Below are 15,377 nucleotides of genomic sequence, written 5' to 3' on the forward strand. Positions count from 1 at the left end.
CTGCAATGAGCTAATGCGAATAAAGCTGGGCGGAAGGCTCTTGTAGCGCGCGGGGCGAGGCCCCTAGCCAAACTCGTCGGCTCGACACAAGATCAACTGTTGCCGACTATAAGCGAACCAGGTTCAGAATCGATCACACAAGCATGTATTGCATACCTATTCAAACAGCTCACTCAGTAATCTTGATTAGACGCCTTTTTTGCATTCCAAATGCGAAGCGATCCATCCTTCTGCAAAAGCCCCACCAGAACATATTTTACACCAGCGACATCATCATAGTCTCTGGACGATTTATACTTCCAAAGTGTAATGGTAAAAACGAGCCGCTGTTTCAATTTTGCTAGCGCGGTGTCCAACCAGCTAGATGAGGCCCAAAGAATTTCTCCGTTATCCTGATGACGGTAGCGAACGTCGTCAGGATTCGGCTTCCATCCCCCCCACACTTGGCTCCTCAAAGCGATATTTTCGCCAGCATCAATCCAGTCAGCTACACTAGACCTCTGAATGAGGCCTAATGTAGCAGTTAGATCAATTCCGAGACGTGGGCGGATCGCCGCCCCCTCAGCAGCCAGCTCATCCCCCACATCGATACCAAGACCTCTTCGCTCTGGCGCCCAGATAAACGGATTAAATGGGTTCTCCTGTCTATGATGCCGATCATAAAAGCCTTCTTCCCAAAATTCAGGAAGCCAAAAGTCCCCTGAGGACCGTTTAGCAAAATTCGTGCACCGCCCAATTGCCCCCTTTTGGTCGGTGAGAGCTGATGTGATGTTTACCGTCACACCATCAGGTGAGGTCCATCTCCCGTAAATTGGCAGAAATTCACTTTCTGTAGTATCCCCTAATCCTAATTTATGAAGGATCGCCTCTTGGCTTTGCAGTGTATGTTGTCGATCGTTCCCCTTTCCAAGAAAAGTCTCGTTAGCTTGGTCTGGAACTGCATCTTTCCTATCCGACAGCCAAGAACCATCATCAAAGGTAATGTCGTACCGATTACGCCAGCTCAGCCAAGGGGATTCTTCATCAACCTCATAATGTCTTATGACCATAGGAAAACTTTTGGAAAGTGTTGTCGCAGCGCTCAGCAATGCATGCTTTTGAATATGCTCTCGATAGAATTCGTATTGATCATCCAACTCCCACCGATAACGTGATTGGCCTGGAAAGAACTTCATAGACGCCGCTTCTGGCCAGAGCCTCGTGATTTCACAACCCATCGCCTCTACGACGCTCGACTGTGGTAGATTAAACAATCTGGCCAGAGGCGCGATCTCAGTTTTGGTGAAGTCGTAGTCGAAAGCAAAAGTTGTAGTGGGACCAGGGCCAGAAGCGTAAGAATCGCTCACAACAACACCAAATGGGGGCTCATCAATAGCAACTTGTAATGCAGCCAATTCGGCATCATCAAGACCACCATCAATATTTCGAAGTGCCCGCATGATGTGGGTCTTATGAAGTACGTGTATATCATCTCTTTTTGCGAGCTGAAGAAGCTTAGCTCGGAGCCCCTGCAAAGCCGAATGGTCAAGCCAGGTTGTACGCGCCAACCCTATGAGCAGCCACTGCTGGGAGTTCTGAAAAGCAAGAAGGTGGTCGGTTGAGGCAAGTGCGGGAACACTTCTGACATCAAAACGAGACAGAAGGTTACTTATGTCCGTCAAAAGTCCGAGGCGTATCAAATCGCTTACGCCTCTCGCTATTGTCCAACGAATATAGGCATCACTGTCACCAAGCAGATGCCAGAGCACATCAGCAAAAAGATCTTCCTCATTTCCGCATAGTAACTGGTCCGGGCGCAAGGGCCCTTCACCGATCTCATCAGCAATGCGAGATGCAGGCCCTCCTAGTATGAACTCTAGAGCCTCCAAGCTTGCTGCCTCCGAAGCAACATTACAGAGGGCAGTTGCAATCTGAAGCCACTGATCACCGTCAAGTTCCACTTCATTAGCCGCCACCTTGCGAATAAAAAGCTCCAATACCAATTGGCCATCACCACAGAAATCAGACAGCAAGGAAATTTCGTGAGAGAGATTGGAAAACTGCTCTTCGAAGAGTTCGACGCCCTTTGCCTCGAAAAGACGTTTGGCCAACATTTCAGTCTGCGCAACTAAATGTGCGGATGAAGCCTTCCATGCGGCTATACATTCCGAAACTATATTTAAGGACTGGGAGTATCCGATCTCTGTGGCATCAATAATCGCGAGAATAAAAGATAGCCGTTTTGAGTAGGGACAAACTGCGCGCAGAGCTAAAATAAAACGCTGCCAGACATTGAAAGGTAGATTGTCTTCTAGACGAATCTCTTTCAGGGCACTATCAATCGATGGGGCGCTTGAAAGGTCGCAGTTTGTAACGAATTCAGAAATACGTTTGTCTATATCAGCTTCGGTTGGGTCTGAATTTTGACTTGCTGAAAAGTCCGGCGATGAGCTATAGCGTCCATTAAACTCATCTTGCCTCTTCTGTGCCTCAGCCCATAATGCTTCGATCTCAGCTTCATCACTGGGTGTTATTAGGTCAGGAAACTTAGATGCTGTCCTGAGGTAGCTCTTCCAGAGACTGGGCCAGCCGTCGACTGAGTGCTTGATCTTTAAGTTCTCAAGGACCGTAAAAAAGATGTTCCGTTGATCCTTTGGCGTCGACTTTTGGAGCAATTGTAAAACTGCATCTCCAGATTGCCAGTCATACCAGCCATGATCCTCACATATCGTCAGTATGAATGCTGCACGTCGTCGGTCTAAATGCCCATTCTCAGCAAGGAAGCATGCAAGCTGTGGTAAACCATACGAGAGCTTTGCTACATCTTGATTATGCCATCGAACAAGCTTTGTAATAGCCGGAAAGCCGATTGACTTTGCAGCGGCTCGCGCAAATAGGGTCCAACCAAACTTGCTGGGCTCGTTAGACACAATCGTCTGACAAAGGTTCATCAACCGTTGGCCGAGTTGAGGTGCTACAAACCCGCCTTTTTGAGCTGCAGCAAAATGGAGCAATGAATAGATTTGCTCGTAGCTCTCCCCGCCCATCTGGTCCAACTGAGCCAAACCCTGTCGATAATACTCCCTAGCTTCATCGACGCTCATCGGCATGAGCGCAAAAGCCAAATCGGCATAAGACGTTCCACGATGATCGATGTTGTCGTCTGACTGAATTTCCTCAGCTATCTTTTGTGCAAATGTGCCAGCAACCTCATGCAACTCGCTCTTCCGGGCAAGTTCTGCCAACACGCCAATCTTCTGGGAAATGTAAAAACGACCGCTGGAAAGCAACTCTACGATTGCCTCCGCCTGTGGAGCGGCAATGCTATGCCCGTGCGTCAGCAATATATTTAAGCATCCAATACCAACTGTGCGAGCAAGTAAATCGACCGACCGCCCCGCCTGCCAGTGGGCATCGTTGCGCAACAGTTCGCTCCAAAGCGACATAAACGTCATAACCGTAGCGTCGGTTATCCCCTTTCGAGAAAGCACTGCTTCCTCTATCGGTTGAAGTAACGACAAAGCGCATTCGATACCTCCACTGATTTCTGCTACCTCCCTGTCGCTAAACTTTGCCCGCAGGCCTTTCGTCTCTCCTTTCTTAAGCATGTGCGCAGGCTTGGGTTCAGTCAGGCTCTTTAAGAATGCCTTCGCCTCATCTTTAGTTGATACAGACCTTGCATTTTTATCGATCTTCACATCACGCGGTAGCAAATGATGGAACTTTAGGGATTTACCTGATGACCATGCACGAATTGCTGCGTAACGAATTGGCCCCCACGCGCGAGAATAAGCATGATGCTCACCATAATCGTAGCTAGAGGGACGATCTACTATCAAACTCCCTAATATGTTGGCCGCAGATTTCCTGGAACTGTAAATCAGCGTAGTCAATGCAGCATCAACAATCTCACCTGAACTATTCTTGGGAGGCTGAAGTGAGAAGTTATCACGGTTATCATCTTTGATCGGAGATAGTGTACCAATTCCGGTTGCCAGTCGCCTGATCTGCTTCCGACTAAGCATCAAAGGATGCGAAAGCAGTCGAAGTTTGAGCATCTTAGACTGGCATTTGTCGCTTTCCGCAAACGCAGCGAGTTGCTCTAGTATCTTTAAGTCGAAAAGCTCTACTAATTGTATTAGTTCTGCACACACGGACAGTGAGAAGCGGTCATTCCATCTGCAAAGATTGCGATCTACGAATTCAAAGTCACCGCCAACTATTTTGTGAAGCAGAATTGCTACATAGTCAGTAGCACCAGGACCAGGCGCATTTGGTATCGTCTCATCTTTCGGCTGCTCAACGTGCCAATTAATCCACCGCACTGTGCTGTCACACTGGATTTCTGCTTCTTCTCTATCACCAGCAAATTGATGAGCAATGGTAAGACGCGCGCTCTTCGCCCCTCTCCAGCCTGTGCGATCAGCAACGAGGCGACGGTATGAGTCAGCATCACCCAAGAGAATAGCCAGTTCTGGTGATCGCCTGATGAACTCGTCGCCTCGCAGATTAGCTGTTGTAATCTGAGCCAGCCGCATACTGAGCCCTATGAGGCGATCAAAATCCCCCTCATCCGTTGCCAAACGAAAGGCTGAACGAAGCCGAGCAAGGACTAAGCGACGTTTCCCAAAATCCGATTGAACTGAGCTTGGAAAACTCGTGGATTCAGCGAGAGCAAATGCGCGCTCGCTGTCTTTTATAATAACCAGGAAATGAGGAAGAGCCTCGGCAGCATAGGCTGAGTTCGACTGTGCGGCAAGGAGCCTGTCCGCAATAGCTCGCTGAACTACCGACTGCTGCGAGTATGTCTCCTTAACGTATGTCTCTGTGGGTTCATCGCGAAAGATAACACCATGTGAGGTCATATCTAGGAAAGGCGCAAGATCGGATGCTGCGGTTTTTACTTGTGAAATAGACCAACTCAGCGCCAAGGCAAGTTCATCAAGCGGAATTGGCGGAGGTAGGAGGGATATTGCAGCAAAAAACTCAACGACTTCTGCATCACACCATCCGGCGATACGAAGCTCTCCAATAATCTTGTCACAGTGCTGAGCAATAATGTCGGGAACTGTTATCTCTGCTGTCGTATCGCCCGCGACAACATTGATATCCCAAGTTTTAACGAGATAGTCGAGCACCCGTGCATTCCGGCCAGAACGAGTTAAAGCAGTCGTTATCTCGATATCAGAAGCATCAGGTTTCCGAACTGCCAGAAACTCACGGGCCTCTTCCTCGGTAAACGGACCAAGTTCAAGCTCCGTCACTCTCGTGTGGCCTATAACGCTGGCCCTTCTGTATGGACGAGCCGTTAGAAGAAGACTCACGCCTTCTATGGGCTCTTCGTCAACAGCTTCGAGTAACAGTTTTGCAAAGGACTGTTCGCTCCGACTGTTGGCCTCTAGCTGCGCATTGTCTGCAGCATCGATGATAATGAGCAGACCATGCTTCTTGGATTGTGTTCGTACAGCCTTTGCCGCCTGCGCTAGGCGTCGGCGTGCTGTGCGTACGATTTTCCTGCTGTCGTCTCCACTCGGCAGAATAGGATCGCAAAGTGTCTTCAAAGCAAGTTCGTTGACAATCTGCGTGAGACCGATCCTCGGTAGGTGGCGGGAGTGATTGTCAGACCTATAGGAGCCACCGCCAAAACAGTCGAAGACAACCACTTCGAACTCGTTGGCCATCATAGCAGCAAAACTCTGAACAAAGACCGTCTTTCCTACGCCACCATCTGCATAAACAAAGACGGGAGAACTGCTTTTTACAAGGCTGCCAGCTGCCGAAAGCTCTTCTCGTTCGATTATCTGCCCGATAGTAGCAAAGCACTTTTCAGCCGGGAACAAGTCCTCGACCTCACAGCCAAGCGCATTCAGAATATCTTCTCGTCGAATAAGATTGTTGCGTTGACCAGAAGGACCAGCCTTCCTAACGATCAAATTCTGCACCTCAAAGAGGCGGGCTTTGGCTTCTGTGTCTTCACTGACAGACCAGTCCGTTAGCGTTCGCTTCAGAGCGCCTTCCTGAGCAGCCAGACCTTCTTCTCCTGCCTTGAACACTGTTCGGCTAAAGAGCCTAGCGGGATCAGCAAGCTTGCGATCCTCACACCAACGCCGGAGATTTTGGGTTTGTATTTTTGCCCCGAAATTCGAGGGTGTTTTGCCGTCAATGATCGCAGCAATTGCTTCCCAAAGAGAGGCGCTAAAAGGTGTGTTAGTAACAAATATGAAAGAAGCCTTAGCATCAACCACTTCAGCAGAAAATTCATTGTCGTAGCCAACAATCGTGTCCGCGAATTTTTCAATAGTCTTCTTGAGGTAAGCTGCCGTAACAGGCTCTTCGTCATTCTTATACTTGAATTGTACAGTTTCAAGCTTTGAACAGTTTTCAAAGTTATCACCTGATCCGTAGTAAAATACTAGATCGGCAACTTCTTCTGCTCGCTGCCCTGGATGTCCAGTTTCGGTGTGCGAAATTCCTTCGACAGCGATAGCACTAAGACCATCGCTCGGAAATAGAAGTTGCAATGCACGGCGAGCTGCCCATCTCTCATGAAATGTGTGACCCGCACGAGATGCGCGGACAGAGTCATTATCGAATTCAATACTTGGCACCTGATAAACCTCTCACCCAATCGAATTAGATTGAGTTGCCATAATGATAAACCTGAGATTGCTGACTGCAACTTCGTTGATAGCTTTGCCCACAGGAAGCCTGAAAAATTCTTTCTAGCGGTAAGTTTCCGCAAATTGTCAGCCAGTAATATCTAGGCAGAAAGCTTTTTGGAGGGGCACGAACACTGCCTAGGTCGATGGGTGCAGGGTGATCGAAGTCTTCCGTGAGTGGCTCAATCCGGCGATACGGGTTGGATGGCGTGGCGAGGCTCAATGCCGAGTAAACGCCAAGGCCGGGGGGATGAAACGGGGGCGCGCCAGCGGGCCCCCTTTCCAAGTTTGCGGGTATTACCCCGCACAACTTGCGAATTGCGCTACGCGCAAACCAGCGCAATTTGTATTACAAGCCTATTTGCTGAATTTAAACGTAATATCTACTAAGCGATAACTGGTGAGCCAGAGGTCAATTCAAACTCTAAGCGTTCGTAAACTTCGTCCATGATCTGTTTGATCAGCTCATAATTTGGTGCGGGGTTGATAGGATAAAATTCATCATCGCCGACTTCCTGAATAATTTCTTGACCTTTATCATAGAGGTAGTCTCTAAAATCTTTTTCCCCAACACACGAAATTGCTTGGGCAGACAATTCAATATTCACACCCACACGAAGAGCCAAATTACTTTCAATTGGCGTGGATGAGCGAACATCATTAATGATTTTCATCAAACTCTTTATATCATCAATATATGCGCTCATTTTCTATAACCAACGGAAATTACAATCATTTTAGTCTTATCAGTTACGACCATAACATTTCCGTCAATGAATTTATATCTGTTGTTTGACTGCATTTCTTGTTGAATTTGCCAATCCACCCACCAACCCAAAGGCAAGGCCCACGTGACATTATAGATGCTTATACGCCGTCAACTTCACAACTCTAGCCCATACAGGTCCTGAATTTCGGCTTCCTGAATGCACAAATACTCCATGGTCTGAGCCTGCGTTGTATGCCCGAAAGCTGCCATGAGCAAAGCGATTGGCTGATTGTTTTGCACCCTTTGGTGATAACCCCATGTTTTGCGCATTGTATGAGAGCCGTAGTTGCCTTTCAGTCCAACTTCCCCGCACCAACGCTTCAGCATCTTGTGGACGGCGGCTACTGTGAGTGATTTGCTGGTTTTTTTGGATACAAAAAGTGGCGCGTCGGGGATTGGGTTCGGGTGACTCTTCAGCCAGTTGCCAATAGCATCAACCACCATTTGATTGACGGTTATGGCACGATATTTCCGCGTCTTGGATTGCTTGATTTCCAACCGATCTCCAGCCTTTAGATGATCAACCTGACCAACATGCAGCGTGAGTATTTCCCCGGCTCTGTACGCAGTATTGATGCCAAAGGTGAACAGGCACAGATCACGAGGATTGCTGGCGCATAGTGCCTTTATGCGTTTGATTGCTTCAAGATCCCTGATGGGTTCAACCTTTATAGACGCCCCCTTTTTGGGGTGGTTGGAAGCTTTTGGCTTTGCATGCGCAGACATAGAATCCCGGCCCTTCTCCATTGCTGATAGGCGTCCACGGCGTCTGATCGCAGGCTTCCATATAGCTCGCTATTGGCATGCCCGTGAGTCTGCAAAATAGACTGGAATCTATGCAATGCCAACTTATTCTCAAAAGATGGCATTATATGGAAAATATAACACTATCAAATAGTAGGCAAGGGCGTAGAGCGTCTTAGGCATCAAAAATGACCGTAACACTCGCACTCACAGGGCAATGCCATCTTCTGAGAATTTCTTGAACTCAAATCAGAAAGAAATTTTCAAAAACTTCAGATAGGAAACACACGAAACCGACAAGGATAGGTAAGCTGATGTCAGATGCGTTTAAGATTGCAGAGCAAAGATTTGCGGGCGGTGAAATATCCGAAGAGGAATTTGACCACATCAAAGAGAAAATCTCTGGGCAAGGAACAGAGTCATCTAGCCAAGCGAGAAATTCCTCGGCCCTCCGACCTCTTGGGAAAATTCTGCTTCTAGTCGGCGGAGTTATATTCGCAGCCTTGTCGTTTATGATGATTGATATCTATTCCAAAGGTGCTGAGATGGCTCCTCTTGGTAGAGGTGTTTGGTTTTTCTCTGGGGTTGCTGCTGCAATTGGTCTGTATCTAGCTACCCGAAAACATGGGTAATCTACCCAACAGCAAATACACTCTGATTGGTTGCACCAGCAGTATGAGAAATACTGCTCGGTGCAGCAGCCATTGGCATCTAGGGAATATTTGTAGACACCTTTAAGTTGAAGATGTTGCAGTGTATACTCGCACATAGACACGCATTAATTTCGATCCAGACCAAACTACCGTCGTAGAATATCGAGCGAAATCTACAGGGCTGACAGCATGAGCCGCACCACGAATGAAGGCCAACTCGGTCTCGTTATCGCACTTCTATCACTTATATTTGCTATTGCCATTGTTATCGTTGTTGGATCTGTTGTCGCGTTTGTGGTTGCGCTCTTTATGTTGGGGCTTGCCGACGAGCAATATCGAAAGAAGATCAAGCTGGTCATTATATTCAGCGCGTTTTTTGTGGCCCTTCCTTTCTTCTACCTTGTTGGCAGTTTTGTTGCCGAACTCAAAAATTATGATGAAGTGCTTTTCAATTTAGGCTTTGCATCATTGATGTCTTCATTGATTGGGATACCTTCGGTTGCCGTGATTATTGCTGTCCTGATCATGGATAGGAAAAACGAGGAGAAAGGCCTACCTACATGGAAGGCCAGGTACAAAGCATGGCAAGAAAGGCGAGGATTTCGCCCAAAACAAGAAGCGTCTGAGTTGACCGAGCCGCAAGACGGAACGGTTTCGGCGGCGTTCGACGTACCTCCGCAGAGGGGCTGAAGTAAATGCTGAGAGCCGCATGGGAAGTATACCAAGCTCTGGAAACCTTACAGGCAAACAAGCGAGCGCGAGAACAAGAGGAACGAGCCCTCGAATCCATTGAAGAAAATCGCCGTGTTCGAGAAGCGCTGGAAACACTGGAAGCTTCCGAGCTGTTAGGTTCTGGCCGATTGGGAAACTTGGCGGATGCCAAACAAGAAAGAATGCTCGACAATGCAGGTTTGTTCTTAGGAGCCCTTGAAGGCCAGCCGCTCTTCTACAACGGAGATATGCATCTCCTGAACTATGGGATGACCCGATCCGGTAAGGGGCGCGATATTGTGCTGCCCAATCTTGCGCATGTGTTCAATCGCTCACTTGTCGTCAACGACATTAAGGACGGAGAAAACGCTTATGCGAGCGCCGAGTATCGTAAGTCTCGCGGTCATCGGATCGTTGCGATAAATCCTTACGGGAAGCATGGTATTCCCTCCTTCAAACTCAATCCGTTTCAAAGAATAATCAACAAAGCACAGCGTGGTGAGAGCGTGACCGAAGACGCTCTGCAACTGTGTATGTCTTTGGTGCCACCAAAAAAAGAAAAGGACGGTTGGGTTGCGGCTGGAGCGCAGCAGATCCTAGCAACTTGGCTGGAATTCAACGCACGCTTCAGGCCCGACAGTTGCACGCTTTCCAATATGTGGCGGTTTGTATTTAAGGATTTCGTTGAAACTGTAACAGCTATTCTCGATTGCGGAGATGAGGCGCTTGCCGGGCTTGCTGTGAAGATCGTAGATTTAAGAGAAAGCACCGATCAATGGAACGCATACGAAAGTGAACTAACCACAGCTCTTTGGAATTTCAGACCTGATAGTCCGCTTGCAGCAGTGACGGATACATCAAATTTCAATCCCGCTGATATGCGGCACGAAAAAACTACGCTTTATTTGATTGGAGATTCAGATCGGCTCGAGGCCTGTTCAAGTTGGGTATCACTGACAGTTTCAGCGATTGTAAATGCCTGCGCGCAGGAACCCGGACCCGTACCGGTTACTGCCCTTATCGATGAGCTCGCCAACCTTCCTTACATGGCTGTCATTCCCAAGGCACTTACCCTTTATGCCGGTAAGGGTGTACAACTCTGGGGGTTTTGCCAAGGACGCGCGGCACTCAGATCGAAAGGGTATACGGATCACACCATTGCGAACTTTGAAAGCCAATCCGGCGTCTTGCACATGTGGCTCGTCACCGAGCCCGATTTGCTGCGCGATATCGAAACATGGAGCGGTAAAACAGCGGTGGCAACGCGTGGCATCAATCAGTCAGGTGGTCAGGTCGCGAGCGCGTCATTTAGCACAACTGAACATGCACGACCAGTGCTTCAGTCGGAGGATATAACTGCTATCGGTGAAGGTAAGCAAATTGTACGGACCGGCAAGATTGGCGGGACGCGCCTCTATATCGCTGATCGAGTTCCGTGGTTTGAAGTTCCCAGATGGAAAGATGCGCTCAGGGATGTTCGCGAGGTTCATTTCGGAAACAACTAGTCACCCAATGCTTCTTCCGCTTCTTTTATAGCCTTGTCAAAATCAATTTCCTTGAGGAAGGCTTGCGTTCTAGGTGAATTCAGTTCTGCCTCGAATAACGCTTCTGCCAACTCTTTGTTACTGGCAGCATGGCCTGCTGCAGAAACCGCAAACTCATGATACTCAAGCGTTGACCGCGCAAGGCTTGCTTCGTAGGCTGCATACAACATTGCACTAAAAACGGTACGCGGTTGACGTCCGTCCTCAATCAGTTCATTTGCCAAAGCCACGAACGCGGCTCTAGAGGCCATTCCTGCCGTGTCCTTCTCCAAGTCTTCAAAGCTTATGGGTCTCTTAGTCATTCCCGCTCCAATCGTAGTAATAAAAAATGTCTTCAAATAAAGAATTCAATATAGCAGCTCGTGGCACCGATGCGCAAAAAGAGCGTTTCGAATCCGAGCAATTGGATCAGCAGATCAAGCGGGTACAAACACCTGAATTCAGGAGAAGCCTCCAAGAATTACAGCTCCAGGCTGATGTCACCATAGAGGCACTAAAAGAGGAGTTGGCTCATCGACGCGATAGGTTTGCGCAGTTTATTATTGACCAAAAAGTTTCTCCTCATCCGGAGTTAAACTTAAAGCCGGATGGTGCTCGAAATGCGCCGGATTGGGAGCACCGGAACGAAATCAGAAGTGCGGTCGACAATAGGTACAAGCCTGAGCACAAGAAACAGATTGAGGAGAAACGTAAGGAACTTTACTCTGCCCTGCGTGCCGAAATCGAGTTAACGCTTAAAGATGAAAATGAACTTCAGAAAAGCGTCGCAGCGTCTAACTCAGATGAGTCAATATCCGAGGCAAAATCAAAACTTGAGCAAATCCGCGAGAACTCACGCGATATAACCCAGCGGCTAAATCGTCCGCGCGGCTTAGGAAAGGGCCGGTCACGATAGGATCATGTCTCGCGGATGTCGCGCAATAGCGCTCTAGAATCTTCTGATTTAAACTCAGGAGAACTTCTTTCAAGCCAAGCTGACCTGCGATTCAAGAATTCCAGTTGGCAGCGCCTGACAGCCTGAAGGTCAGCAGCTTTTACTCCTACTGGGCCACCAACTTTCAGGTAAGTGAGAAGCTCATTAAAAATCATATTATGGGCTGCATCGGCAGAACGGCCTTCGAAGAACGGAATGAGTTGAAAACGCCAGCAGCTTTCACAAAAATGATGATCTGAACTGTTCTGACTATGTGGAATGCCGCGCATTTGGGAAATTCGTTTGAGATGAAATTCAAGCAAGGCAAGCTCATAGGCGTCAGATGTTTCTGACACTCCAATCGCATCGCCATTATCATAAAAGCTATTGAATACACCGATCCGAACGTAATGAGCGCGCAGCCGTTGATATATTGCGCTTACGCTGTTGGTGCTCAGTTTAGTATTCCGGGCAACTTCAGTGACTGAGAGATCACAGGCGAACCCCCACAACACCCGACGGAACATATATTCTGAGATTTTAGCGTATCGATAGAACCGGTTTGCAGGTTTGGCTTTTCCCAATTCGCTCCGCCCTTTGGTTTCTATTTCAAATAGCAAACCAAGAGTTTACAGGGTCGGACACTAAGGGAAACCCCGATTTTGGTTGGATAGATATCCGCTGGTCATATCGACAGAACGCGCCCTTCTGAGCAATTCTTCCAATAATCTTACTTCGCCTAAATCACTCGTTTGTCTTCACAGCAATTGAAGCTGGAGGTGTGCAAATGCAAGTTGACGCACAAATTAATTATAGGATTATATTCCTTGAATGTTCTCTTTTTGTTCTGTATATTGCTGATTTTTTTCATGTCGGCAAGAAAAAGGAGGCGTGTCATGGATAGAAATACTTCGACAACCTTCAATGAGCGCTCTGCGCCGACAGTCGTAGATAGTGATGTTGGCTGTCCTGCCCCGCTTTTGCCGGTTGAGGATTATCTGGGTGAGTTGGAAAAATGCGGGTTCACCCAAGAGCAATCAAGAGAATACCTCTCAACTCTGATTCCGTTGATATGGCATTTCGTTGATCTTGGATTTCGCGGGGATATTTCAGAGCTTTTGCTTCCAACTGACGATTCAGAGGCACTAGACTCAGATGGAACATTCAACACGAAAATTCAAATTGAAGAGGGAAAGGGGTGCGCGGCACAATGATGGAAAGCAAACAAATACTGGCAATTATCTATTGCCGCGTTTCAAGCCTGAAGCAGAAAACGGTCGGAGGAGGTCTTGCTTCGCAGGAAACCCGCTGCCGCGAATTTGCGCGTATGAAAGGCTACGATATCGTAGCCGTGTTTTCGGATGATGTTTCAGGTGGATTGACTGATCGCCCCGGCATCAAGGCAGCACTCGCTTTTCTTCGCAAAAACCGCAATAAGCAAATCCGCTTTTTAATCGATGATGTTTCTCGCCTAGCCCGTTCGCTGCAAGCGCATCTGGAATTGCGTCAGGCAATCATGGGCGCTGGCGGCATTCTGGAATCACCATCCATTGAATTCGGAGAGGATTCCGACTCGCTCTTGGTAGAAAATCTGCTCGCGAGTGTCTCGCAACACCAGCGTCAAAAGAATGCCGAGCAAACAAAGAACCGTATGAAAGCGCGCATTCAAAACGGCTACTGCGTTTTAGCTCGGCCACCCGTGGGCTTTAAGTATGAGCGTGTTGCAGGCCACGGGAAACTCCTCAAACGAAACGAACCGGTTGCCTCGATCATTCAGCAAGCACTTGAGGGATACGCAAGCGGGCATTTTGGATCGAAAGCAGAAGTCACCGCCTTCCTACAGAACAATCCACTTTTCCCCAGAGGCCGTTCTGGCAACGTACCACATGAGCGTACAAACCAAATTCTCAATCAATGTCTCTATGCGGGATACGTCGAAGCACCCAATTGGGGAGTTGCACGGCGCAATGGGCAGCATGAAGGACTGATTAGCGCTCATACGTTTAAAAAGATTCAGGAGCGCTTAGAGGGCGGATGTTACGCCCCTAGGCGCAAGAATCTGAATCAAGACTTTCCGTTGCGTGGCTTCGTCGAATGCGCGGATTGTGGCACGCCTCTAACGGCTTGCTGGTCAAAGGGATCGCATAGCAGGCATCCCTACTATCTCTGCCCGAAAAAAGGCTGCAACAGCTATGGCAAATCGATCCGCCGAGAAAAAATGGAAGGAGAATTCGAATCCCTTTTAGGAGCTGTAAAGCCACATGAGGGGGTTTTCAGCGTTGCGCGCAAACTGTTCGCCGACCTCTGGCAGCGTCGTATTGACTTGGCCGAAGAACAATCAGGTGCACTGGCGGCGAAATTGGCGAAAACAGAGAAGCAGATTGGGCAGCTTTTGGATCGGATCATGGAATCCGGTGTGCCAAGCGTGATTTCAGCGTATGAACGGCGGATTCAGAAACTCGAAGAAGAAAAACTGATCCTGCAAGATCGTATTGCAGAAACCACGCACCCCAAGAGCAGCTTCGAGGACACACTTAGAACGGCACTCGAATTCCTTTCAAACCCTTGGATTCTATGGCGTTCTGAGCGTTTGGAAGATAAGCAAATCGTGCTCAAGCTCGCATTTGCCGACCGTCTTCGCTACAGCCGCGAAACCGGACTTAGAACGGCAAATCTAGCCTTTCCCTTCAAGGTCTTAGGTGCTTTGGCAGGTGGAAATTTGGAAATGGCGCACCCGAGAGGATTCGAACCTCTGGCCTCTGCCTTCGGAGGGCAGCGCTCTATCCAGCTGAGCTACGGGTGCAATCTCGCGAGTTGACTTCTAGCCTTATTACCCCATAGGCATTGGGCAAGCAACGGAAAGTTGGCAGTGATGCACAAGCGCTCATCGAAGGCACGATCCATAAAAATACCAACTTCTGCGATTAGATCCAACCTAACCATTTCACGTTCTTCGTTTTTTGTGTGCAGCGTTGCACTTTGTTGTTTTCCGTGGGCTCTCAGGCACAAGAATACGATAAGAACCTATGTTTTTATCGGGAACCGATAGGTGACCGGCCAACAAGAACATCAACGCTTGGAACAGCTGATACGAGCTATAGTTTTGGACCGACAAACGCCCCTTTGGACGGATCCGAAGGGGTTTTTGTTGATGAAGCATTGCTCTTAACATGGCTGGCAGCGACGTGACGTCCCCACGCTCTTGCTGGCGGAGTATCATCGTCGCACGAGATAGGCCTTTGGCTTTGCGACAGCTAAGTCTATCGCGGTTAGATGGCCCTTAACGGCCGAGTTCGGCCAAGGCTTCAACTGGGATCGTGGCTGAAGCTCTGCCCCGTCTTGCGTTGCAAGCGATAGCGCGAGGCCAGACAAACTTATCAGTCCCACGAGGCTCTTTTGATTTCC

The 15,377-nt window shown here is 48.5% G+C and carries 10 protein-coding genes, 1 tRNA gene and 1 pseudogene; 6 read left to right on the top strand and 6 right to left on the bottom strand.

Annotated elements, in window-relative coordinates:
- Window positions 1–173 precede the first annotated feature (173 nt).
- The 3 genes from CRO57_RS22110 to CRO57_RS22120 all read right to left on the bottom strand — a co-directional run bounded on the left by CRO57_RS22110 (window position 174) and on the right by CRO57_RS22120 (window position 8,154).
- A complete protein-coding gene (locus CRO57_RS22110) occupies window positions 174–6,587 on the bottom strand; it encodes an NACHT domain-containing protein (RefSeq protein ID WP_097155695.1) in 6,414 nt (2,137 codons plus the stop codon).
- 437 nt (window positions 6,588–7,024) lie between these two features.
- Window positions 7,025–7,345, bottom strand: a complete 321-nt coding sequence (locus CRO57_RS22115; RefSeq protein ID WP_097155696.1) for a hypothetical protein — start codon at window positions 7,343–7,345, stop codon at window positions 7,025–7,027.
- A 176-nt stretch (window positions 7,346–7,521) separates the two neighbouring features.
- A complete protein-coding gene (locus CRO57_RS22120; protein ID WP_342068292.1) occupies window positions 7,522–8,154 on the bottom strand; it encodes a tyrosine-type recombinase/integrase in 633 nt (210 codons plus the stop codon).
- Between the two features lie 311 nt (window positions 8,155–8,465).
- On the opposite strand from CRO57_RS22120, the gene CRO57_RS22125 reads away from it, so the two are divergent.
- The 3 genes from CRO57_RS22125 (at window position 8,466) to CRO57_RS22135 (ending at window position 11,020) form a co-directional block, all read left to right on the top strand.
- Window positions 8,466–8,783 carry an SHOCT domain-containing protein gene (locus CRO57_RS22125; RefSeq protein WP_097155698.1) on the top strand — a complete coding sequence of 106 codons (318 nt, stop codon included), beginning with the start codon at window positions 8,466–8,468 and terminating at the stop codon, window positions 8,781–8,783.
- Window positions 8,784–8,993: 210 nt separating this feature from the next.
- A complete protein-coding gene (locus CRO57_RS22130; protein WP_097155699.1) occupies window positions 8,994–9,494 on the top strand; it encodes a hypothetical protein in 501 nt (166 codons plus the stop codon).
- Window positions 9,495–9,499: 5 nt separating this feature from the next.
- A complete protein-coding gene (locus CRO57_RS22135) occupies window positions 9,500–11,020 on the top strand; it encodes a type IV secretory system conjugative DNA transfer family protein (protein ID WP_097155700.1) in 1,521 nt (506 codons plus the stop codon).
- Here CRO57_RS22135 and CRO57_RS22140 read toward each other — a convergent pair.
- Entirely contained in the window at window positions 11,017–11,361 is a 345-nt protein-coding gene (locus CRO57_RS22140; RefSeq protein WP_097155701.1) for a hypothetical protein, read from the bottom strand. The genes CRO57_RS22135 and CRO57_RS22140 overlap by 4 nt on opposite strands.
- Window positions 11,362–11,387: 26 nt before the next feature.
- On the opposite strand from CRO57_RS22140, the gene CRO57_RS22145 reads away from it, so the two are divergent.
- Window positions 11,388–11,954 (top strand): hypothetical protein, encoded by a 567-nt coding sequence (locus tag CRO57_RS22145; protein ID WP_097155702.1) that lies wholly within the window; start codon window positions 11,388–11,390, stop codon window positions 11,952–11,954.
- A gap of 2 nt (window positions 11,955–11,956) precedes the next feature.
- On the opposite strand, the gene CRO57_RS22150 is transcribed toward CRO57_RS22145, so the two are convergent.
- A complete protein-coding gene (locus CRO57_RS22150; RefSeq protein WP_141401318.1) occupies window positions 11,957–12,556 on the bottom strand; it encodes a hypothetical protein in 600 nt (199 codons plus the stop codon).
- Between the two features lie 243 nt (window positions 12,557–12,799).
- Here CRO57_RS22150 and CRO57_RS22155 point away from each other — a divergent pair, with 243 nt between their 5' ends.
- Both CRO57_RS22155 and CRO57_RS25215 read left to right on the top strand, forming a co-directional pair.
- Window positions 12,800–13,186 (top strand): hypothetical protein, encoded by a 387-nt coding sequence (locus CRO57_RS22155; RefSeq protein WP_141401319.1) that lies wholly within the window; start codon window positions 12,800–12,802, stop codon window positions 13,184–13,186.
- Window positions 13,186–14,193 (top strand): annotated as a pseudogene (locus CRO57_RS25215) (recombinase family protein); the annotation flags it as partial. The gene CRO57_RS22155 and the pseudogene CRO57_RS25215, both read left to right, overlap by 1 nt.
- 505 nt (window positions 14,194–14,698) lie before the next feature.
- Here the strand turns inward: CRO57_RS25215 and CRO57_RS22165 are convergent.
- Window positions 14,699–14,775: transfer RNA gene (locus CRO57_RS22165), tRNA-Arg, on the bottom strand.
- Between the last annotated feature and the right edge of the window lie 602 nt (window positions 14,776–15,377).

This window comes from Cohaesibacter gelatinilyticus, assembly GCF_900215605.1.
In the GTDB taxonomy this organism is placed as follows: Bacteria; Pseudomonadota; Alphaproteobacteria; order Rhizobiales; family Cohaesibacteraceae; genus Cohaesibacter; species Cohaesibacter gelatinilyticus.